Below are 22,470 nucleotides of genomic sequence, written 5' to 3'. Positions count from 1 at the left end.
AGGGACTTGTGGCACCGGTCGTGCCTCTAGCTTCCCCTCTCCCCGCAAGCGGGGAGAGGGTCAGGGTGAGGGGCAATCACGCCCCAATCCCTTGATTACTTCGCGCCTTCGACGGCCGCGACCAGTTCCTTGACCGCAGCCGCGGAGTCGATTTCACCGTTGAACTGGCGGGTCACGACGTCGTAGATCGCGTTCTTGACGGCAGCCGGATTGGCATGGCCATGCGCCATGGAACCGAAGAGGCGGACGTTCTTGTCGGCATCGGCGAGGTCGGCGATAGCCTTCTTGCCGCAATCGTCGAAGTCGGTGTTCGGAACGTCTGTACGCGCCGGAGCCGAGCCCTTGACCACGTTAAAGGCCGACTGGAAGACAGGGTTCTCGATCGCCGAGGCCATCTGCAGCTGTGCGGCAACCTTGTCGTCGGCAACCTTGAACATCGCGAACTGGTCGGAGTTGAAGGTCACGGCGCCCTGGGTACCCGGGAAGCGGATGCAGACGAAATCAGCGCCCGGCTTCTTGCCGGCCTTGATGAATTCACCCTTGGCCCAGTCACCCATGAACTGCGCGCCGGCCTTGCCTTCTATCACCATGGCCGAAGCCAGGTTCCAGTCGCGCCCGGAGAAGTTGTCGTCCACATAGGAACGCAGCTTCGTCATGCGATCGAAGGCTTCCTTCATCTTGTCCGAGCCGAGCGTCGCCGAGTCGAGATCGATGAAGGCCTTCTTGTAGAAGTCATCGCCAAACGAGAGCACGACGGCGTCGAACAGCGTCGCGTCCTGCCAGGCCTGGCCGCCGGCGGCTACGGCGGTGATGCCCTGTGCTTTGAAATTGTCGAGCATCGCGATCAGTTCGTCCCAGGTCTCTGGCGCCTTGCCGCCAGCCTTGTCGAGGGCGGCCTTGTTGATCCACATCCAGTTTGTCGAATGGACGTTGACAGGGGCCGCGATCCAGTGGCCGTCATATTTGGAGAACTGCTGCAGCGCCTTCGGCACCACCGCGTCCCAGTTTTCCTTGGCGGCGATGTCGTCGAGATTGCCGAGAGCGCCTTCCTTGGCCCAGTCGAGAATGTCGAAGCCGAGCATCTGCACTGCCGTCGGAGCGTTGCCCGAGGTGACGCGGGCGCGCAGCACGGTCATGGCTTCCGTACCGCCACCACCGGCAACCGGCATGTCGGTCCAGGAAATATTCTTGGATTCAAGGTCCTTCTTGAGGACGTCAAGAGCGGCAGCCTCGCCGCCGGACGTCCACCAATGCAGCACTTCCACGCTGTCGGCGGCACGTGCCGCACCTGCGGCCATGCCCATTACCATTGCCATTGCTGCAGTCGTCATCAGTAACTTGCGCATTGTGTACCTCCCGTTTGCAAGTTCATCGTTCGACGGTTTCCCGCCTTGTCCAAGCCCGCGGCAATCCCTGTCCCGGACCGTCTTCTCCCACGGCTCTCGCCGCTCGCACAATTTAAAACGTTATAAATACATGCAAGTCAAGGCCTGCTTCAACGCTTTCTACGCAAATCATAGAGCTAATTTCCTATTGAAAAATAACACTTTTTCTAAGATCTTATGGCCGAGCAAACGCTTCTCCAAAAAATTGAAACGTTTCCAAAGGCGCCATTGCGCATCCCGCTGAGCCGCGTTAGTCTTCGCCGACTTTTTCCGACTTCGAAGTGCGATCGCGTGGCTAATACCGAGACCTTGAAACCGACGAGCGGCCGGAAATCCGGCAAGCCGACGCTGCGGACCATTGCAGACCTCACCGGCCTTGCGGTCACCACGGTATCGCGCGCGCTCTCCGACGATCCGCTGATCAACCACGAGACCCGCAAGCGCATCGCCCAGGTGGCCGCCGAGATCGGCTATTCCCCCGACCGTGCCGCCCAGCGCCTCAAGACCGGCCGTACCAATGTCATCAGCGTGCTGCTCGACCCTCACGAGGAAATTCTGGGCTTCGGCACGTCGATCATGCTGGGCATCACCAATGCGCTGCAGGGCACGCCCTACCACCTCATCGTCATGCCGAACTTCGTAAAGTCCTCGAACGTCGAGGCGGTGCAATATATCGTCCGCAACAACCTCGCCGATGGGCTGATTTTCACCCGCACCGAGCCGCTCGATCCGCGCGTCCGCCTGCTGATCGAAAACGATTTCCCCTTCGTCACCCACGGCCGAACCGAATTCTCCACGCCGCATCCCTTCGTCGATTACGACAATTTCGCTTTCGCCTACGAAGCGGGGAAACGACTGATCGCCAAGGGTCGGAACAAGCTCACCATTATCCTGCCACCTGCCCGGCTGACCTTCAGCCAGCACATGCGTCACGGCTTCATGACCGCGGTGCGTGAAGCCGGCATCGCCTACGAGATCCCCGAGGCGCTCGACCTCGACTCGCCGGCGAGCGCCGTGCGCGACCATTTCCACGACCGTGCCCGCGGTGACGATCCGCCCGACGGACTGATCTGTCCCGGCGAAGTCTCGGCGCTGGCCGCCGTCACTGGCCTTCTCGAGGCGGGCAGCACGCTGGGTCGGGAGTATGACATCGTCGCCAAGCAGACGTCGCGACTTCTCACCGACATCCAACCCGGCGTCGACACAATCTATGAGGATCTGACCGCCGCCGGCGAACATCTCGGCCGAATGCTGCTCAAGCGCATCGGCGGCGACAGCGGCGGCAGCCTGCAGTTGCTGCTGCAGCCGCCGTTTGGCACCAATGGCGCCGAACGCTGACATCACCTTGCTGATTGCGCCGAGCTGCTTCATCACCATCCCTCAGCGCGGCATCCACCAGCCGGTGCGCCGGCCGATATGCATGTTGAGGGTCTTCATCTCGGTGTAATCCTCCACCGCGTGTTTGCCGAGTTCGCGGCCGAGGCCCGACTGGCGGAAGCCGCCGAAGGGCAATTCCGGCGTGCCGTCCATGAAGGTGTTCATCCAGATCGTGCCGGCCCGCACCTTGCGGCCGATGGTCATGCAGGTGTCGAAACTCTGGCTCCAGACCCCTGCCGACAGGCCGTAGTCGATGGAGTTGGCAATCTGGATCGCCTCTGCCGTCGTCTCGAAGGTGAGCACCGAGAGTACCGGGCCGAACACTTCTTCGCGGGCCACCGCCATGTCCTTGGTCACGCCGGACAGGATGGTCGGCGTCATGTATTGGCCCATGCCGAGGTCGAGCGCGCCGCCACCAAAGGCCACTGTCGCGCCGCCACTGGAGGCGCCTGAAACATAGCCCGAGATCTTCTCGAGATGCTGCGGCGTGATGATCGCCCCGACCTGGGTTGTCGGATCGAGCGGGTCGCCGACCTTCACCTTTTTGGACAGCTCGGCGACGCGCGCGATCACGTCGCTGGCGATATCCTTGTGCAGGATCAGCCGCGAACCGGCATTGCAGCATTCGCCGGCATTGAAATAGGCGCCGAATACGGCCGCATCGATAAAGTCATCAAGATTGGCATCGGGGAAGACGATCTGCGGATTCTTGCCGCCAAGTTCCAGCGACACCTTCTTCAAATGCTGGGCAGCGCTTGCCATCGTCAGCTTGCCGACACCGGTCGAGCCGGTGAAGGACACCATGTCGACGTCGGGATGGCTGGTCATCACCGAGCCGACGTCCGGACCTGTACCGACGACGATGTTGACGACGCCTTCAGGCACGCCGGCTTCCATCAGGATCTCGCCGAGCAGCAGGGTCGAGCCCGAGGTAAGCTCAGACGGCTTGACCACCGTCGTGCAGCCGGCCGCGAGCGCAAACGGCAGCTTCTGGGCGACGATCAGGAAGGGAAAATTCCAAGGCGTGATGATCGAGACGACCCCGATCGGCTCGCGCAGGACAACCCCCATCGTGCCTTCGCCGAGATTGTTGTAGCTCTCGCCATAAAGCGTGCGGGCGAGTGCCGCGGCATAGCGCCAGATATCGACCGCGCCACCGATCTCACCCTTGCACTGGCTGATCGGCTTGCCGGCCTCGATCGCGTCGAGATAGGCGATTTCGTCGAGGCGGGCTGCAATCAGGTCGGCCGCCCTGAGCAGGATATTGGAACGCTCACCGGCCGTCATATTCGGCCAGCGGCCGTTGTCGAAGGCATTGCGGGCCGCCGCAATTGCCCGCTCGGCATCGACCTTGGTGGCGGCCTGATAGCGGCTCACGACGACGCCGTGGCTGGGCGCGGTGCGCTCGATCGTGCGGCCTTCGGCGCCTGATGTCCATTTGCCATCGATCAGCATTTTGAAATCGCGAACCGACTGCTTCAGCTCGCTCGGACGTATCTGCACCGTCATCACCATTCTCCCTTGAAGGTCGCCTGCCGCTTTTCGCTGAAGGCCGCGACCCCTTCCTTGAGATCGCCGGTCTTGGCGGCCAGGATCGAGCCGAGTGCCTCGACCGCTGCACCGTTATCCTCGCCATTGGCGACGGCGATCATGAGTTTCGAAATTTCGAGTGCTGCCGGACCACGAGTGGCGACGCGAGCTGCGTAAGCCTTCGCTTCCTGAACTACGGTGCCGGTTTCGACGACGGCATCGACAAGGCCATTCGCCCGCCCCTCCTCGGCCGAAAACATCTCGCCGCCCAACACCATGCGGCGCACGACTTGCGCCCCAAAACGCTTGACCAGTCGCTGTGTACCCGACCAACCCGGCACCATGCCGAGCCCGGTCTCCGGCAGGCCGATCCTTATCTGACTCTCGGCGATACGGATATCGGCGCAGGCCGCGAGCTCTAGCCCGCCACCCAGTGCATGGCCATTGAGCGCCGCGATCAGAGGCATGCGCAGCGTCGCCAGCCGCTCGAAAACACGATGACCGAAGCGCACCCATTGATGGCCGAATTCCTCCGGCTTCATGTCCGCCCAGGCCTTGATATCGCCGCCTGCGGAGAAGGCTTTGCCCTCTCCGGTCAGAATGGCCACGCGAACCGTCGCGTCGCCCTCGACCCGGTCACATGCCGTAGCGAGCGCCTTCAGCATATCAAGGTCAAAGGCATTGACCTTCTCCGGCCTTGAAACGGTCATGACCGCTACGCCACCTTCGATCTCGACGCGCACTGTCTTATCAGACATGTGCCCCCTCCAAAGTGCGAGCTGGCTTCCGCGGCAGCGAAAGACCGATCAGGCTTTCCGAAAACAGAGCAGCATCCATGACCTTGAGATCATCAGCGACGATCAGCGGGAATTCCGACTGGTCGAGAATGGCTGTCTGCAGGTCGACGCCCGGCGCGATTTCGGTCAGCACGATGCCCGCGGGTGTCAGCTTCATCACGCAGCGCTCGGTCACATAGGTGATGTCCTGGCCCTGTGCGACGGCACGCGCGCCGGAGAAGGTGACATGCTCGACCTGCTCGACAAGCTTCTTGAGCTTGCCTTCCTTCTCGATCACGAGTCGGCCAGCCTCGGTGCCGAGCTTGGCGCCGGCATTGAACATGCCCGAGAAGACGATCTTCTTGGCGCGCGCTGTGATGTCGACGAAGCCACCTGCCCCCGCCGTGACATGCGGCCGGAAGGAAAGCTTGGAGACATTGACCGAGCCATCGCGGCCGATCTCGAGAAACGAGAGCAGCGAGGCATCGAAGCCGCCGCCCTGGAAATAGGTAAACTGATAGGGCGACGGCATATAGGCATCGGCATTCGAGGCGCAGCCGAAGGCGAAGTCCAGCAGCGGCACACCGCCGACGGCACCCTGTTCGATCACCCAGGTGACCGCGCCATGCAGCCCCTCTTCCATCAGGATGCGCGGCACATTGGCCGAAATGCCGAACCCGAGATTGACGCAGCTGTTTGCTTCTAGTTCCTGCGCCACCCGGCGGGCGATCACCTTCTGGATGTTGAATTCCGGCACGCGGAAGGTTTCGAGCGGCCGGAAGATCTCGCCCGAAATGGCCGGGTCGTAGAGCGTCTGCGTGGTCTGTTTCTGGTCGGGATCGACCACGACATAATCGACGAGCATGCCCGGCACGCGCACGTCATGCGGCTTCAGCGATCCTTGCTTGGTGATGCGCTTGACCTGGGCGATGACGATGCCACCATTGTTGCGGGCAGCAAGTGCCTGGTCGAGGCCGCCAAGATAGGCGCCTTCATGCTCATAGGTCAGGTTGCCGTGTTCATCTGCCGTCGTGGCGCGGATGATCGCGACCTGTGGCACGATAACAGGGAAATAGAGCCACTCCTCGCCCTCGAACGCGATCTTCTTCACGACCGGCTCGGCCGCCGCCTTGTCGTTCATCGCGCAGCCCTGGCGGCTGGGATCGACAAAGGTATCGAGACCGATCTTGGTGATCACGCCAGGGCGCTTGGCCGCAGCCTCGCGATGCATGTCGAACAGAATGCCCGAGGGAATATTGTAGGCGGGGATCTCGTTTCCGGTGACCATCTGCCAGATCAGCGGCGGCTCGGATGTCGACGGACCCGATGGATAGGAGCCACCGAGGATCTTCTTGAGCAGGCCCTTCTTCGCGATGTGGTCGACACCCTTGATGCCGCTCATGTCGCCCGCCGCGATCGGATGCAGCGTGGTGATGTCGCGCGGATGGCCGGTCGTATCGAAGCGCTCGCCGATCGCCTTCAGCATCGCATCCGGGCAGCCGAGCCCGCTCGACGACGACACGGACACCACCGCCCCATCAGGGATCAGCGCTGCTGCTTCGGAAGGAGAAATATGCTTGTCCATGTACCTGTCTTCTGAAATCTAAATGCCTGCTTCGACGGCGACTTTGCCGCCCGTCCGGGCCGCCTCGACCACGGCGAGCCCCGTCGCCAGCGACCAGACACCGTCCTCGCCGGTTGCCGAAGCGCTGCCCTTGCCGGATATGGCCGCATGGAACTTTTCGAGCGCCGTCTCATAAAGATTGCGCGGCTCGAGCTTGAGCTCCTGCTCACCCTCGGCATTGCGCAGCACGACAGTGCCGACCGGCCGCTGGGTCATGACATTGCGTCCAACGAGCGAGCCTTCCGTGCCATGCACTTCGAAACCGGTTTCGGCATATTTCGTCGTGAACCCATCGTGGAACTGCGCAATGAGGCCGGACTTGAAGCGCAGCACGCCCATCACGGCATCCTCGAGCCCCACCTTGCCCATGCCGCCGCGCTGGCTGAAGGCCACCGCCTCCACCGGGTCGTCGCCGAGCACGAAGCGTAGCGTATCGGCATCGTGGACGGTGATATCGAGGATCACGCCACCGCCGGCATCCGGCCGGTCGAGGCGCCAACCCTGCAGATGCGGCGGCAGATAGACGGCGTGGAACACGCGGGCAGCCAGAGGCCTGCCTATCTTGCCGGCCGCAATGGCTTCCCGCATCGCACGATGGCTCGCGGCATTGCGGAGATGATGGTTGGTGCCCATCACGACACCCGCCTCGCGCGCCGCTTGCACCATGGCGTGAGCGTCATTCAGGTTCAGGGCCAAAGGTTTTTCGCAGAGAATGTGCTTTCCGGCGCGGGCGGCGGCAATCGCTTGCTCCCGGTGCAACTCGTTGGTTGTCGAGATATAGACCGCGTCGACATCCGCATCCCCGACGAGTGTGTCGAGATCGGTCACCGACTTGGCGATCCCGTGATCGGCCGCATATTTCTTCCCGCGTTCGGCACTCGTGCTCATGACGGAAACGACCTCACCACCGGTCGCCTGGATGGCGTCGATCACCCATTCATGCGCGATCGTGCTCGCACCGATCAAACCCCACCTAGTCATGCACTCTTCCTCCCGGACGCATTCAGTCCGCCCCGGCTCGACTCGCGCACCGCAAGCCGGACTGAGGTGACGATCGCCTCGGCTTCCGCCTTGCCCGAATTGATCTGCTTGAGCAGCAGTTGCGCCGCCCGGCTGCCCATCGCCTGCGGATCCACCGACACGGTCGTCAGCGCCGGCACCGCCGTCTTCGCCTCGATCACATCGTCGAAACCGACCACGGCGAAATCGATACCCGGCTCCAGCTTGCGGGCACGCAAGCCATCGCAGGCGCCGAAGGCCACCGCATCGTTGAAACAGACGGCAGCCGTCGGACGATCCGGCAAGCCGAGCGCTCGCCCCACCGCGTCGACGCCGCCGGCACGCGAGGGTGCGGATCCGATGACGAGATCCTCCGAGACCACAAGCCCTGCCTTCTCCATCGCCGCGCGATAACCGTGCATGCGCTCGGTGAAGACGGCCGTATCCGGGAACCCGCCGAGGAAGGCGATGCGGCGATGGCCGAGGCCGGCGAGATGCTCGACTGCCTGATAGGCACCACCATGATTATCGGCCATCAGCGAGGAGACCTTGGAGCCGGAAATGTTGCGCACGACGATGACCACGGGAATGCCGGCCGCGACCAGCGGCTTGAAATCCTGCGCCGTCGTGCCGCGCGCCGGCGATACGACGAGGCCGGAAATGCCGTGTTCCATCATCGAAGCGATCACCTCGCGTTGGCGGTCGACATTCTCGCCAGTATTGGCGAGGAACTGCACATAGCCCGCGGACTGCACGACCTGGTCGACGCCCACGGCGAGTTCGGCGAAGAACGAATTGGTGAGATCGTTGACGACAATGCCGACGATGCGGGACTTTGATTGCCGAAGGTTGGCTGCCCCGCGGTTATAGACATAGCCGAGATCGCGGATCGCCGCCTGGACTTTGGCCCTTGTGGCCTCGTTCACCAGCGGGCTGGCCTGAAGAACCAGCGAAACGGTCGATTTCGACACGCCCGCCGCCTCAGCGACATCCACCACCGTGATCCGATCCTTTGACATCTCAACTCCCTGATTGTGGCCTGATCTATTGGATCGTTCCAAATTAGTCAAGCGGGATTTTGTGGATCGCAAGGTGGGGCCTATTGCTTCCAATCTACAAGGAGCGGCGATCTCATTACGATAATACATTGATATATAGATATTAATTTTGAAATCTCTCGTCAGTTCGTGCCGCGTTGCAGAAAAGTTTGTTGCAATGCATGCAGATCTCGACAACTCTCCATGCCATACACGAAGCCGAATATTCCATCTTGTGATTTGGAACGATCTAAATTATTCATCCTCAACCTTATGGAGGATCCCATGTCCCTTAGCCTCACGCTGCCCACGACGAATGGTCGCCGCGAAGCCTACATGATGGCAGGCGTGCCGCACGTGGCGCCCGCCGTGCGGCCGACTTTCAACCGCATCGCTTACGCTGCCGCCCATGTCGTTTCCGACCCGCTGCGGGATAGCGATCCCTGGAGTCGCCCTGCCATCGACTGGGAGCGGACCATCGCTTACCGCCGCCATCTCTGGTCGCTCGGCTTCCGGATCGCCGAGGCGATGGACACGTCGCAGCGTGGCATGGGCCTCGATTGGACCGGCGCGCAGGAGCTGATCCGCGAGTCGATGGCGGCTTCGCGTGGTGTCGAGGGTGCCGACCTCGCCTGTGGCGCGGGTACCGACCATCTCGATCCCAATGCCGCGCGCAGCCTCGACGACGTCATCATGGCCTATGAGACCCAGTGCGAATTCGTCGAAGCCCAGGGCGGCCGAATCATCCTAATGGCGAGCCGCGCTCTGGCGCGCGTTGCGCAGTCTGCCGACGACTACCGCAAGGTCTATCGCCGCATGCTGAGCCAGGCGAAGGACAAGGTGATCCTGCACTGGCTGGGCGACATGTTCGACCCGCAGCTTTGCGGCTACTGGGGTTCGGAAAGATTCGAGGAAGCCCTCGAAACGGTACTGACGATCATCGGTGAGAACCGCGACAAGGTCGAAGGCATCAAGATCTCGCTTCTCGACAACGCCAAGGAGGTCGAGCTCCGCAAGCGCCTGCCCGAGGGCGTGCTCTGCTACACCGGCGACGACTTCAATTACGCGGAGCTGATCGAAGGCGACGGCGAACACTACAGCCACGCCCTGCTCGGCATATTCGACGCGGTCGCCGTGCCCGCGTCGCTCGCGCTTTCGGCACTGGCATCGGGCGACACGGCCCGCTTTCGCGCGATCATCGAACCGACAGTGCCCCTCTCGCGCTGCATCTTCGAAGCACCGACGCAGTATTACAAGGCGGGCGTCGTTTTCCTCGCCTGGCTCAACGGCCACCAGGATCATTTCATGATGCCCGCAGGCATGCAGTCGGCCCGCGGCATTCTGCACTATGCCGATGTGTTCCGGCTGGCGGATCAATCGGGCGTCTTGGCGCAACCCGACCTGGCCCATGTGCGCATGAAGCATTTGCTCGGGCTGGCTGGGCTATGAATGGGCCTGGCGGTTAGGATCGTCGAATTGTCGCATTGCCATTTCCTGTCGGCGTGACTACGAGGTTGGAGCCCCAGCCTTCACCCTCGGCGGACATGACGAAGTTCGGCAAAACATCAGGATTCACCTTGCGCCTCTTCTGCGCGATGCTGCTTGTTGCCTTGGGTTTTGCCCATCGGCCTGCCTCGGCGATGCCGGCGGAGATATCGGCCTATTATACGCTACCCGACGGTTCCTTTCCGACAATCTGCATCCCGGAGAACGGAGATAGCAAGACTGGCAAGGATATGAGCCAACGGTGCGAGGCTTGCCGTGTCGCCGGTGCCGTCGCACTGCCGTCTCCGCCCTGTGAGAGCGCAGACGTCGCGCCCATAATTGAGCGCGCGGCATTCGCCTTCACCCCTGAGCGTTTCCATCGTCTGAACTTTCCACCCAACGCGCCGCCCCGCGGCCCGCCTGCCCTCCCGGTTTCATTCCTGACCGCCTGACCTCCATCAGGCTTGCGATGAACCATGGACCGGCAAATGGCGCACTCCGCTGTCCGGTCGGATATGCGGAACTGACACCATGACTGATGCAACCTTCAACGCGCCCTCCGTGAAGGAGCGCCCTTCGACCCGAAAGTTCTACATCGCCGCCTGGCGCTGGCATTTCTATGCCGGCCTCTATGTGGCGCCCTTCCTCATCATGCTCGCCGTCACCGGGCTCATCATGCTCTGGTCCGCAGCACTTGTCGGCCGCGATGGCGAGAAACTCTATCAAGTCACACCGGGGTCCGAGACGGTTGCCGTCTCACGGCAGGCGGTTGCTGCTGTCCTCGCCGTGCCCGGCAGCACGATCGTACAATATATTGCCCCGCGTTCAGCCGATGGCGCGGCTGTGTTTCGATTGGACGTAAACGCGCAGTCGACGATGGTCGCCGTCGATCCTTATACAGCTCAGATTCTCGGCCAGTGGCAGCGCCACAATCTGCTCTACGACCTCGCCAACACCATTCATGGCACCTTTCTTCTCGGCGACCTCGGCGATCGGCTGATCGAGATCGCTGCCGGTTTCGGTGTCGTCCTGGTAATCACGGGGCTCTTCCTTTGGTGGCCTCGCGACGCCGGAGGCTTTCGTTCCGCGGTCCTGCCCCAGGTTTCGGCACGCGGCCGTTCATTGTGGAAATCGCTCCATCAGTCGATCGGCCTATGGTGCGCGGTCGTCCTGCTTGTCTTCCTCGTATCGGGACTCTCCTGGTCCGGCATCTGGGGAGAAAAATTCACCCAGGCCTGGGCCACTTTCCCGGCCGAGAAATGGGACAATGTGCCCCTCTCCGACAAGACCCACGCCGATCACATGAACCACGATGGCGTCAAGGACGTGCCCTGGACACTCGAGCAGACGAAGATGCCAATCTCCGGTACGAATACCGGCATCGACGGCGTTCCAGGCGGCCAGCCCATCGATATCGACAACATCGTCGCACTCGCCCGTTCGATAGGGTTTGACAACCGCTTCCAGCTCGCTTTCCCACGCAACGACGAAGGAGTCTGGACGATCTCGCGCGACACGATGAGCAATGACAGCGCCGGCCCCACGTCTGATCGGACGGTTCATATCGACCAGTACACCGGCAAGATCCTCGCAGATGTCGAATTCGCCGATTACGGCACGGCCGGCAAGGCGATGGCGGTGGGCGTCGCCTTCCATGAGGGCGACATCGGTCTCTGGAACCTGGTCTTTAACACACTCTTCTGCCTGTCGATCATCTTCCTGTCGGTGAGCGGCATTATCATGTGGTGGAAGCGCCGCCCGGCCGGCGCGACCCGCCTCGTCGCGCCGACGCTTCCCGAAAAACTGGGTCTCTGGAAGCCCGGCGCGATCGTAATGCTCGCAGTCGCCTGCCTCTTCCCGCTGACCGGCGCGGTGCTGCTCGCCGTGCTGGCACTCGACCTGCTGGTCCTGAGGCATGTCAAGCCGCTCAAGCGCGCCCTCAGTTAGGCCGCACAGCTTCGGTTGCGGCGGCAATTGCAAAGCGCCCGCAAATGGACGATAGAACCGTGATGAACGATCAATCGCCGCGCGCAACCAAGCTCCCGCAGGACGCCCTGCTGCCACGCAACACCCGCCGTTCGCTGCCGATCGCGCTGCTCCGCGCACGCGAAGCGGTGATGACGCATTTCCGGCCGATGCTGGCGGAGCACGACATCACCGAGCAGCAATGGCGCGTCATCCGCATTCTCGCCGAACGCGGCATGGTCGATGCCTCGGAAATGGCCGACCGCGCCTTCATCCTCGCGCCGAGCCTCACCCGCATCATCCGGTCGCTGGAAGAGCGCGGCATCATCACCAAGGCCAAGGATGAGAATGACGGCCGCCGCGTGCTGCTAGAGATCACGGCGGCAGGTCTCGCCATCATCGACGAGGTCGCGCCCGAAAGCCGCCTGATCTACGACAGGCTCGAGAAAACTTTTGGCCGCGAACGCATCGACCAACTGCTCAACATGCTCGACGAACTGGCCTCGATCAACGATTGACGCTCACGCTGGCACATAGTCGGCCGCAAGCTGCCTGACGTCGGCGACATAACGCTTCAATCTTGCTTCGCTATCGGGCAACTCCGGCCTCGCGCCGGCCCAGCCGATATAGGTCACAGCCCGCAGGAGCAGGAAGAGCGGCAGATGTCTGAGCTCTTTCTTCATTCCCGGCCGGATGGCGAGATATCCTGCGAGTAAGGATTGCTCGATCGTCGGATAATCTGGCTCGCCACGATTCCGAAGCAAGGCCGTCGCCAGATCGAAGAGCCGGAATCCGAAACCGCAATCATCGAAGTCGATGAAGGTGACGCGATCACCGTTGATGAGAATGTTTTCGCGAACCAGATCGGCGTGGATCAGGCCATGGCTCAACTCTCCGTCGATCGACACGAATTCGCTTGAAAGCCTTCCACGAAGCGCGCCCAGAAAGTCGCGATCGGCGGGATCGAGCCGCACACAATCCCAGAACCGCCCCCAGAATGGCTGATCGCCGACCAGCCCCTCGCCGTTCCAGAACGGGCGTACGAAGTCCCGCGGCTGAACGAACTGATCGGCGGCATCGTGCAGGCGCGCCATCTCACTGCCGATGTTGGCAAACACGGCCGCGAGTTCGGTACGAGTGTGCTCCAGCGGCTTGCCGGAAACACCGAGTGGTTCACCCGCCACCCAGCCAATCAGATCAGCATATTGCTGCCCCACCCGGTCCTCGTCGAGGCCCACGAGCAGGGCGCCGTCCGGCGTCGGAAGAGGCTCCGGCACGGAAACACCACACCGGCGAAGATGGGCCATCCAGACAAGTTCCGAGGAGAGCGCATCCTGCGAATGATAGCCCGGACGGTGCAGTCTGAGAGCCGCCGCAGCGCCATTCTCCAACGTGACCCTGAATACCGCATTCTCGCGATATTTGATCAGTTTCGGCTGCTGGTCCGGCAGCTTCCAACGCGCAAGCGCCAACCGTGCCCGCTCTATCAGCGCCTCCTCGATCGCGTCCATCACTCAGAGCCCGGCCAGCACGTCATCAAGAGTAGAAAGCATGAAATCCGCGTCAGGCTTGGAAAATGGCATCGGCGGCCGGATCTTGGTGGCATTCTGCTTGACGCCCAGCTTGCCCATCAGCACGCCGCGTTCGCGCATCTCGTTGATGACCCGTGTCGCAATGTCAGGTGCCGGCGTCTTTTCAGCGCGGTCGAGAACCAGTTCGGCGCCAAAGAACAGGCCCGCGCCACGGACATTGCCGATTATCTCATGCTTGTCCGCAAGCTTTGCGAGCCCCGCAACTGCGTAAGCGCCGACTTCCCTTGCGTTCTCCTGCAGCTTCTCGTCCTTGAGTACATCGAGCACCGCCATCGCCGCCGCGCAGGACACCGGGTTTCCGCCGAAGGTGTTGAAGTAGCGGAAGGCTTTTCGGAAGGCATTCAACGTCTCTGAATTGGCGACGACGCCACCGATCGGATGACCGTTGCCCATCGGCTTGCCGAGCGTCACCACGTCAGGAACGATGCCGGCACGCTGGTGACCCCACGTGTGGGAACCCGTCCGCCCGAAACCCGGTTGCACCTCGTCGGCGATCAAGAGCCCGCCGGCCTTCCTGACGATTGCTGCGGCCCGCCTGAGAAAACCATCAGGCAAATCAGGGAAACCCTCATTGGCAAAGAATGGATCGACAATCAGCGCCGAGAAGCCGAAAGGTGTCTTCTGAAGATCCTCTATAGCCTCGTCGAGCTTCGCCGCCCAGGCATCCGTGAAGGATTCGCCCGGAACGCCCCCCAACGGCCGATAGCCGTCGGGTGCCGGCACATGGCGGACATGGCCGCCATAGCCCCCGACCGGCGGCATGCGGGTCGAGAGCTGCGACACAGCGGCGGTGTTGCCATGATAGGTGTGGTCTGTAGCAATCACGCCGGTCTTGCCGGTCACCGCCTGGGCCATGCGGAGCGCGATGTCGTTGGCCTCGCTACCGGTGCAGGTCAGGATCGCCGTATCAAGGCTGTCGCCGAACGTCGCTGTCAACCGCTCGACATAGTCGAGAATGCCCTCGTGCAGATAGCGCGTATGGGTATTGAGCATAGACGCCTGCCGGCAGATCGCCTCGACCACGCGCGGATGGCAATGGCCGACATGCGGGACATTGTTGTAACAGTCGAGATATTTCCGCCCATCCGCATCCCAGACCCAGACGCCCTCTCCTTTCACCAGATGGACGGGATCATTGTAGAAGGTCGACATGTTGCGGCCGAGCAGCCGCTCGCGCCGCGCCAACAGAGCCTTGACGTCGCTCATCTCACTTGCCTTCCGCGGCCGAGAGCCCTGCATCGAGCGCCGAGATGATACGCTGCACGTCTGTGGCGGTGACGATCAGCGGCGGCGAGATGATCACATTGGTGCCTGACGTACGCACCATCACGCCTTCTTCATAAGCAGTCTCATAGACCTTTGCGACCGCATCCTTGGAGGCGCCGCTCTTCTTGGCGCGATCCGAGACGAGCTCCAGCGCCGCCATCAGCCCCTTGCCCCTCACGTCACCGACAAGCTCGTGCTTCTCCTTGAGTTCGGCCAGCCCCGTGTTGAGTTCTTCGCCCCGTACCACCGCATTCGCAGCGACATTGAGCCGAATGGTCTCCTTGAGCGTGGCCAGCGCCGCCGCCGCGCCCACCGGATGGCCGGAATAGGTATAGCCGTGGCCGATCGACCCGAACGTCGTCTTGTCGGCCTCGAACACTTGCACGACTTTGTCAGCGATCATCACCGCACCGAAGGGGAAGTAGCCGTTGGTGATCGCCTTGGCCGTCGTCATCATATCCGGCTTGACGCCCCAGCCGCGCGAACCCGTCCAGGCGCCCGTACGGCCGAAGGCGCAGATCACCTCATCGGCGATCAGCAGGATGCCATGACGATCGCAGATGTCGCGCATCAGGGGCATGAAGCTCTCATGCGGCACGATCACCCCGCCGGCGCCGAGCACCGGCTCCATGATGAAGGCTGCAATCGTGTCCGCACCCTGGAAGGCAACCTCGTCCTCGAACTGGCGGGCGATCGCCGCTGCGATCTCCGCCGGATCAGACGTGTTGAACGGATTGCGATAGGGAAAGGGCGCGGCGAGATGGATGACGCCGGGCAGCAGCGGCTCGTAGTTGCGGCGGAAATTGGCATTGCCATTGACCGACGCAGCGCCGAAATGCGTGCCGTGATAACCCTTCTTCAGCGCGACGAACTTGGTGCGCTCCGGCTGGCCGTTGATCTTGTGGAACTGGCGAGCGAGGCGCAGCGCCGTCTCCACCGAGTCCGAGCCGCCGGAGGTGAAGAAGGACCGGGTCAGGCCGTCTTCCTTGAAGAATTGCGCCAACTCCCAGGAGAGCTCGATCAGCGGCGAATTGGTTGTGCCGCGGAAGGTCGAATAATAGGGCAACTCGTCGAGCTGTTCACGGATCGCCTGCTTCACCGGCTCGCACGAATAGCCAAGATTGACGTTCCAGAGCCCGCCGACCGCGTCGAGCACCTTCTTGCCGTGGATGTCGACGACTTCGACCCCCTCGGCCGCATTGATGATCTTCGGCGGCTTGGCCTGCATCTCAGCCGGATGCGCCATGGGATGCCAGAGATGGCGGGCATTGTTCTCGATCAGGAAATTGCTGTCACGCATCGGTCAATCCTCTAAAAGGCCAAGCATCTCAAGTGCCTGGGCATAACTCTCGGCAGGGCGGGTGACGTCGAAATGGACGTGAGGGAGGCTCACCGCCTCCGCACCCTCGATATTCTTCTTCTGGTCGTCGACGAAGACGCAGTTCTGGCGGTCGAGCCCGAGCTCGGCCAGAACCTGCTCATAGGCGCGCGGATCGGGTTTCAGGATACCGGTGTAGGTCGCGTCGGCGATGACATCGAACAGCTCGATCAGCGGGAAGCGCTTGCGGAACTCGACACCATAGAACAGGTCCAGCTCGTTGGAGAGAATGGCGAGCTTGAGCCCCGCCGTCTTGACCTTCAGGATCGCATCCCGCGCCTCAGGCCGCATCACCAGCTCGGCATCAGCGCCGCGGGCGCGCTGCACGAAGGTCTTCATGTCCGCCCAGTTCTCGCCGAGCAGCAGGCCGACCTCGCGCGTCCGGGTCATCCAATAGTCGCGCTCGGTGATCTCGCGCGCCTGCATCGACCGCCAGAGCGGATCGGTGGCAGGATCGAAAGGGCCGCGCCAGCTCAGGGAGCCGGGCGGGAGACCCAGCGCGCCTTCGGTAATGTCATGCGTCTCGAACATCGTGCGGGTGACGACACCACCGAAATCGAGGATCAGGGCCTTCTCCACGCTCATGCTCGGCCCCTCGGAACGATGCCTTCGGCGACCCATCTGTCGAAGATCGCAAGCGCCTTGGCCGCAAATTCCGGCGCGTTGATGTGCACATCGGTCTCCTCAAACTGTACCGCGGCCGGTATCGCCCTGCGCATCTCGTCGAGGAAGGCGTCGAGCGCCTCCGGTTCATGCAGCGGCTCGCCCGCCTGGTCCCATTCCTGGATACCGCCCGAAGGCAGGATGAAGGCGACAGGCGCGGTTGCCCTTGCGAGCTTCCGGCCGATGACGCGGGCGACATCACGCCGGCCGGCCGGGGCCGTTGTGACCGAGCCGATCAGCCGGTTGTGCGCGTGGTACGGTCGATCAGCGAAATGGTCAGGCAACGTCTGCCAGGCCTGGATATCGACCATGTCGACGGCGCCCGGCGCAATTATCTGTGGGATTCCAGCACGACCGGCATTCTCCATGCGGTCGGGGCCAGACGTGACGACCGAGCCATTGTGATGATTGGTCACTTCCTGGATGCAGAGATCGAAGACCGCAGCAAAACCCTTCTGCGCCGCGATCGCCTCATAGGCGCGGCCGCCCATGCCGGTCGAGTGGAACACGGCCACGTCATAACCACGCTTCTCCAGCGCCGGCTTCAGGTATTTCATATATTTCAGGCAGGATGAGCCCAGCGAGGTCATGCCGATCAGCGGCCGCTCATTGTCGGGCTTGATGCCGACTTTGGCAGCACCGACCACGGCTCCGCAGGCCTGTGACAGGACCGAACGGCAGATCGGGTTGAGGCCATAGAGACCACCGGCCCAGAGGATCATCATCAGGTCGGGCGCGATCCGCTCTGGCGGCAGCAGATGCGAATAGGCGATGGTCGAGACGATGAATTTCGGCACGCCGAGCGGCAGCACTGCCGCCGCATCGAGCGCGAGATCGGTTCCCATCGAACCGCCGAGCACGATCATGCCATCGACCTGCCCGGCCTCATGCAGAGTGCGCACCAGATTGGAGGCGCCCTCCGCCATCAGCGCCATCGCCGAATTCTCGTCGCCACTGTCGATGATATCAGGGATCGTCGTGTTCGCGGCCCTGGCAATGTCATGCTTGGAATAATCAGGCATATAGGGCGGATCGCCCAGCACGCTGACGTCGACCATGACAGGCAGGCCGCCAGCCTTGGCGATGATATCGGCCATGAACAGCAATTCGTCGCTCTTGGTGTCGCCGGTACCGATCACCAGTATGTTGGGCAGACGGGCGCTAGCGCTCATCAACCGATCCTCCTTGATTGAATTGTGGGTCGGACCTGTGTCTCGGCCCCGAAAAATGCTTCCGAAATGCGCCGGGCCGCCGCCCGCACCGCCATGCCGTGCTCGCGAATACGATCATCGTCCGTGCGGACGAGGGGTGCAGCAACCGTGATGCTGCCGACAGGTCGACCACCAGGCGGGATGATGGCAGACGAGGCACTGATCACGCCCGCTTCCATGCCCTGCCGGTTGACCGAATAACCGCGTGCCTGTGTTTCCTCGACGCGTTCCCGCAGTTCTGTCGGATCCAAGGACGTGTAGTCGGTATAGGCTGCGAGCGGCTTGGCGAGTTCCGCCTCGATCATCTCCACAGGACACGCCGCGAGATAGGCGAGCCCCGAGGCCGTCGCGTGGAACGGCAGGATCGTACCGATCTTGACGAAGACCCGATGCGCCTTGCTCGATTCCTCGACGTGGATGGTCGAGAGCCGGCCATTCGAAAATTCTGAAAGGTGGACGGTTTCGCCGGTGAGTTCGGCCAATTCCCTGACGAACTCTGTCGCAGTTCGGAGGAAGGGATAGCGCTCTTCTCGGATCCGGGCGAGGCGCAACAGCGTCGGGCCAAGCCGATACCTGCGTGACTCCGCTTGCTGCTCGACGAAGCCATGCCTCTCCAGTTCGACCAAGAACCGCCGCGTGGTCGCCTTGTCATAGCCACAGGCCTGGGCGATCTCGGTGAGGCCCGCCTCCCGATCCATCCCGGATAGAATATCCAGCAGCGTCAATGCCTTGCCGATGGTGCCCATGGTCTCCTCGCTCCCGTTGGTTCGACGCTTCGTCAGTCAGGCATAACACCCTTCAACAAGCCTTCGCAGCCACCGAGATACTTAACATGCGAATTAACTTGACAGGAAGCCATGCGATTTGCAAGTCTATATTTGAAGCTACGGTTCAATTATCGAACCACAAGTTCCGACGGACTCGCAACCAAAAACAACAACAGCGAGCCGACTTTCGACTGGGAGCCGTTTGATCGGCACATCGCGCAAGAAGCAGGGGAGCCAAAGCGATATGAGCAATCTCAATTCCACAAGCGAAGTGAATCAGCTTCGCAAGAACAGCCTCGGCGTCGCCGCCGTGACCTTTCTGGTCGTGTCTGCCGCCGCACCGCTGACCGCGGTCGCCGGCGGCGTGCCGCTGTCCATGTTGCTGGGCAATGGTCCCGGTATTCCGCTGACCTTCCTTCTGGTCACGGCGATCCTTCTGATGTTCTCCGTTGGCTACGTCGCCATGGCCCGCCACATTCGCAATGCCGGCGCCTTCTATGCCTACACGGCCCAAGGCCTCGGCGGCATGATGGGCGGCGCAGCAGCGATGGTCGCAATCCTCGCCTACAATGCCATGCAGATCGGCGTCTTCGGCCTGTTCGGCGCGGCCACATCGGGCCTCTTCGCCGGCTTCGGCCTGACGCTGCCCTGGTGGGTCTGGACCTATATCGGCATCGCCGTTGTCGCGGTGCTCGGCTACCGTCGCGTCGACCTGTCAGCCAAGGTGCTGACGGTGTTGGTCGTCCTCGAATATCTCGTCGTGCTCGTCATCGATGCCGCGATCCTCATCAAGGGCGGCGACAGCGGCCTGTCGGCGACGCCTTTCACGCCGTCCGCCTTCATGAGCGGCGCGCCGGCTATCGGCATCCTGTTCTGCTTCGCCGCCTTCATCGGCTTCGAGGCCACCACCATCTACAGCGAGGAAGCCCGCGAACCGCACCGCACCGTGCCGCGCGCGACCTACATCTCGGTGGTTATCATCGGCCTCTTCTACATGCTGACCTCCTGGCTGATGGTCATCGGCGCCGGCGTCGACAAACTGGTGCCGGAACTGCAGGGTCTGCAGGATCCGACGACCTTCCTGTTCGGTCTCGCGGACCGCTATGTCGGCCATGGCATCGGCACGATCATGAGCGTTCTCTTTGTCACCAGCCTGTTCGCCGGTGTGCTCGCCTTCCACAATGGTGTCGCCCGCTACATGTATGTCGCCGGTCGCGAAGGCCTGCTGCCGAAGTCGGTCGGCGTTACCCATCCGGTCTTCCAGAGCCCGCATGTCGGCTCCGTCATCCAGACCGCGATCGCCGTGCTCGTCATCGCGCTCTTCGCCCTCACGGGGCAGGATCCGGTGCTGGCACTCTTCTCCTGGCTGACCAATGTCGGCACGCTGGCGATCATCCTGCTGATGGCTCTCACCGCCTTCGCCATCGTCGCCTTCTTCAGCCGCAACCGAGGCCTCGAGAGCAACACTCTGGTCACCACGATCCTGCCCGTCATCACCGGCGTCATCCTGCTGGCACTGGTCATCTACATCGCCGTGAATTTTGGTACGATTGCCGGCGCGAGCGGTTTCCTTGCCGTCTTCCTGCCGGGCCTCGTGGTGATCGCTGCCCTGATCGGCTTCGGGCTGGCCGCACGGCTCAAGGGCGCGGACTCCGCCGGCTTCGCACGGCTTGGCGCGGGCCAGGAAGCCTGATCTATTGGATTGCGTGGCGGGCGGTTTCGCCCGCCATTCTCATTCGAGGCACCGTTTCACCAGGGCAGACCATGCAGGACAAGATCGATCACCTCCGCACGCTTCCCGTTCCGGCGCAATCGCTGTTCATCGCGGGCGCATGGCAGCCGGCAAAGAGCGGCGCGACGTTGGAAGTGGTCTCGCCAATCGATGGCAAGATCCTGACCACGATCGCCGATGCGGGCGCCGATGATGTCGATTTCGCGGTGCGCGCCGCACGCGCCGCCTACGAGAAGGGGACATGGTCCAAGGCCGCGCCCGCCGAGCGCAAGAAGGTTCTGCTTGGGATCGCTGACCTGATCGAGAAACACGCACTCGAACTCGCCGTTCTCGGCGTCCGCGACAACGGCACGGAAATCTCGATGGCCCTGAAGGCCGAGCCCGGCAGCGCCGCCGGCACATTCCGCTACTATGGCGAGGCGATCGACAAGGTCTATGGCGAGATCGCGCCGACCGCCGAGAATGTCCTCGGCCTTGTCCACCGCGCGCCGATCGGCGTGGTCGCGGCAATCGTGCCGTGGAATTTCCCGATGATGATCGGCGCCTGGAAGGTCGCGCCAGCGCTTGCCGCCGGCAATTCGGTGGTGCTGAAGCCGGCCGAAGGCGCATCACTGACGCTGCTCAGACTTGCCGAACTCTGTGCCGAAGCCGGCCTGCCCGAAGGCGTGTTCAACGTCGTCACCGGACGCGGCTCGGTCTCGGGCGAAGCGCTCGGGCTGCATATGGATATCGACGTGCTCGCATTCACCGGCTCCGGCCCGGTCGGCCGGAGGCTGCTCGAATATTCCGCCCGCTCCAATCTCAAGCGCGTCTATCTCGAACTCGGCGGCAAGTCGCCGAATGTGGTCTTCGCCGACGCGCCCAGCATCGACCAGGCGGCAAAGGTCTCGGCCTACGGCATCTTCCGCAATTCCGGGCAGGTCTGCGTCGCCGGCTCGCGGTTGCTGGTCGAGCGCTCCATCCACGAGGAGTTCTCGGAGAAGGTCGCCAAGATCGCAGCCGGGATGAAGCTCGGCGATCCGCTCCAGCTGTCCACCGAAGCCGGCGCCATCTCCAGCGAGATCCAACTCCGGAAAGATCTCAGCTATGCCGACCAGGCCCTCTCGGAGGGCGCCACTCTGCGCACCGGCGGCAAGCGTATCCTCGAGGACACCGGCGGCTTCTACATGCAGCCGACTGTGTTTGACGTAACGCCCTCCATGACGCTGGCCAGGGAGGAGGTCTTCGGCCCCATCCTCTCCGTCATCCCCTTCGACACGGAAGAAGACGCCCTTGGCATCGCCAATGCCACCGACTACGGCCTGGCCTCCGCCGTCTGGACTTCCAACCTCTCTCGCGCTCACCGCATGGTGCGCGGCATCAAGGCGGGTGTCGTCCATGTCAACACCTATGGCGGCGCCGACAACACGGTGCCGCTCGGCGGCGTCAAGCAATCCGGCAATGGCCACGACAAATCGCTGCATGCGCTGGACAAATATGTCGATCTGAAAACCGCCTGGATCCAACTCTAGCAAGTCTTGAACCGCTCACGACCAAGTGAACTTACGACCGAATGGTCTATGGCGCGGCAGCGAACCGCTTTCCACGACCCGGCCATGCTGCATCGCCTCTATCTCGGTGACATCGGCCAAGCGGCTTCACATCATCGCCATGCGCTTTGTGCACTCCCAGACAAGCTTTCGT

General features: G+C 62.4%; 18 protein-coding genes. 6 read left to right on the top strand and 12 right to left on the bottom strand.

The genetic code is table 11. From position 1 onward, the window contains the following. Positions 1-95: 95 nt before the first annotated feature. The gene (locus AC2YI2_RS13115) at positions 96-1,346 is read right to left on the bottom strand and encodes an ABC transporter substrate-binding protein (RefSeq protein WP_487386921.1); all 1,251 of its coding nucleotides are present in this window, start codon (positions 1,344-1,346) and stop codon (positions 96-98) included. Between the two features lie 330 nt (positions 1,347-1,676). Between AC2YI2_RS13115 and AC2YI2_RS13110 the strand changes: the two genes are divergently transcribed. Beyond that, positions 1,677-2,723, top strand: coding sequence for a LacI family transcriptional regulator (locus AC2YI2_RS13110; protein WP_487386920.1), 1,047 nt, complete (start codon positions 1,677-1,679; stop codon positions 2,721-2,723). Between the two features lie 42 nt (positions 2,724-2,765). Here AC2YI2_RS13110 and AC2YI2_RS13105 read toward each other — a convergent pair whose 3' ends face one another. From AC2YI2_RS13105 to AC2YI2_RS13085, 5 genes are read right to left on the bottom strand one after another with little or no spacing between them, the layout of a single operon-like run. Further along, positions 2,766-4,271 (bottom strand): aldehyde dehydrogenase family protein, encoded by a 1,506-nt coding sequence (locus tag AC2YI2_RS13105; RefSeq protein WP_487386919.1) that lies wholly within the window; start codon positions 4,269-4,271, stop codon positions 2,766-2,768. After that, positions 4,271-5,050: an enoyl-CoA hydratase/isomerase family protein gene (locus AC2YI2_RS13100; RefSeq protein ID WP_487386918.1), complete on the bottom strand. Its 780-nt coding sequence runs from the start codon at positions 5,048-5,050 to the stop codon at positions 4,271-4,273. The genes AC2YI2_RS13105 and AC2YI2_RS13100 overlap by 1 nt, the downstream gene beginning before the upstream one ends. Continuing rightward, positions 5,043-6,653, bottom strand: coding sequence for an acyl CoA:acetate/3-ketoacid CoA transferase (locus AC2YI2_RS13095; RefSeq protein ID WP_487386917.1), 1,611 nt, complete (start codon positions 6,651-6,653; stop codon positions 5,043-5,045). The genes AC2YI2_RS13100 and AC2YI2_RS13095 overlap by 8 nt, the downstream gene beginning before the upstream one ends. Before the next feature lie 18 nt (positions 6,654-6,671). Further along, complete coding sequence (locus AC2YI2_RS13090; RefSeq protein WP_487386916.1) at positions 6,672-7,673, bottom strand: Gfo/Idh/MocA family protein; 1,002 nt, start codon at positions 7,671-7,673, stop codon at positions 6,672-6,674. Beyond that, positions 7,670-8,710, bottom strand: coding sequence for a LacI family DNA-binding transcriptional regulator (locus AC2YI2_RS13085; protein WP_487386915.1), 1,041 nt, complete (start codon positions 8,708-8,710; stop codon positions 7,670-7,672). Before AC2YI2_RS13085 ends, AC2YI2_RS13090 begins: the two co-directional genes overlap by 4 nt. Before the next feature lie 303 nt (positions 8,711-9,013). Between AC2YI2_RS13085 and AC2YI2_RS13080 the strand changes: the two genes are divergently transcribed. From AC2YI2_RS13080 to hpaR, 3 genes are all read left to right on the top strand, one after another. After that, complete coding sequence (locus AC2YI2_RS13080; protein WP_487386914.1) at positions 9,014-10,177, top strand: dihydrodipicolinate synthase family protein; 1,164 nt, start codon at positions 9,014-9,016, stop codon at positions 10,175-10,177. Between the two features lie 567 nt (positions 10,178-10,744). Next, positions 10,745-12,160, top strand: a complete 1,416-nt coding sequence (locus tag AC2YI2_RS13075; protein ID WP_487386913.1) for a PepSY-associated TM helix domain-containing protein — start codon at positions 10,745-10,747, stop codon at positions 12,158-12,160. A gap of 44 nt (positions 12,161-12,204) precedes the next feature. Beyond that, a complete protein-coding gene (hpaR, locus tag AC2YI2_RS13070) occupies positions 12,205-12,696 on the top strand; it encodes a homoprotocatechuate degradation operon regulator HpaR (RefSeq protein ID WP_487386912.1) in 492 nt (163 codons plus the stop codon). Between the two features lie 3 nt (positions 12,697-12,699). Here the strand turns inward: hpaR and AC2YI2_RS13065 are convergent, their stop codons facing one another. Genes AC2YI2_RS13065 through AC2YI2_RS13040 form a run of 6 tightly spaced genes read right to left on the bottom strand, consistent with a single transcriptional unit; the run spans position 12,700 to position 19,034 of the window. Further along, positions 12,700-13,689, bottom strand: a complete 990-nt coding sequence (locus AC2YI2_RS13065) for a phosphotransferase enzyme family protein (protein ID WP_487386911.1) — start codon at positions 13,687-13,689, stop codon at positions 12,700-12,702. A 3-nt stretch (positions 13,690-13,692) separates the two neighbouring features. Next, a complete protein-coding gene (locus AC2YI2_RS13060) occupies positions 13,693-14,976 on the bottom strand; it encodes an aspartate aminotransferase family protein (RefSeq protein ID WP_487386910.1) in 1,284 nt (427 codons plus the stop codon). A 1-nt stretch (position 14,977) separates the two neighbouring features. Continuing rightward, positions 14,978-16,336, bottom strand: a complete 1,359-nt coding sequence (locus tag AC2YI2_RS13055) for an aminotransferase class III-fold pyridoxal phosphate-dependent enzyme (protein WP_487386909.1) — start codon at positions 16,334-16,336, stop codon at positions 14,978-14,980. Positions 16,337-16,339: 3 nt separating this feature from the next. Next, positions 16,340-16,993 (bottom strand): HAD family hydrolase, encoded by a 654-nt coding sequence (locus tag AC2YI2_RS13050; protein ID WP_487387241.1) that lies wholly within the window; start codon positions 16,991-16,993, stop codon positions 16,340-16,342. Positions 16,994-16,995: 2 nt separating this feature from the next. After that, positions 16,996-18,249, bottom strand: a complete 1,254-nt coding sequence (locus AC2YI2_RS13045) for a Tm-1-like ATP-binding domain-containing protein (protein ID WP_487386908.1) — start codon at positions 18,247-18,249, stop codon at positions 16,996-16,998. Next, a complete protein-coding gene (locus AC2YI2_RS13040) occupies positions 18,249-19,034 on the bottom strand; it encodes an IclR family transcriptional regulator (RefSeq protein ID WP_487386907.1) in 786 nt (261 codons plus the stop codon). Before AC2YI2_RS13040 ends, AC2YI2_RS13045 begins: the two co-directional genes overlap by 1 nt. A 265-nt stretch (positions 19,035-19,299) precedes the next feature. Between AC2YI2_RS13040 and AC2YI2_RS13035 the strand changes: the two genes are divergently transcribed. Together AC2YI2_RS13035 and AC2YI2_RS13030 are read left to right on the top strand one after the other, a co-directional pair. Next, positions 19,300-20,748: an APC family permease gene (locus AC2YI2_RS13035; protein WP_487386906.1), complete on the top strand. Its 1,449-nt coding sequence runs from the start codon at positions 19,300-19,302 to the stop codon at positions 20,746-20,748. Between the two features lie 71 nt (positions 20,749-20,819). Beyond that, the gene (locus AC2YI2_RS13030; RefSeq protein WP_487386905.1) at positions 20,820-22,298 is read left to right on the top strand and encodes an aldehyde dehydrogenase; all 1,479 of its coding nucleotides are present in this window, start codon (positions 20,820-20,822) and stop codon (positions 22,296-22,298) included. The last annotated feature ends 172 nt before the right edge of the window (positions 22,299-22,470 follow it).

The organism is Rhizobium sp. SRI_017 (assembly GCF_057586295.1).
The sequence above is the reverse complement of the archived record's forward strand: the minus strand, read 5'-3'. Positions and strand labels throughout refer to the sequence as shown.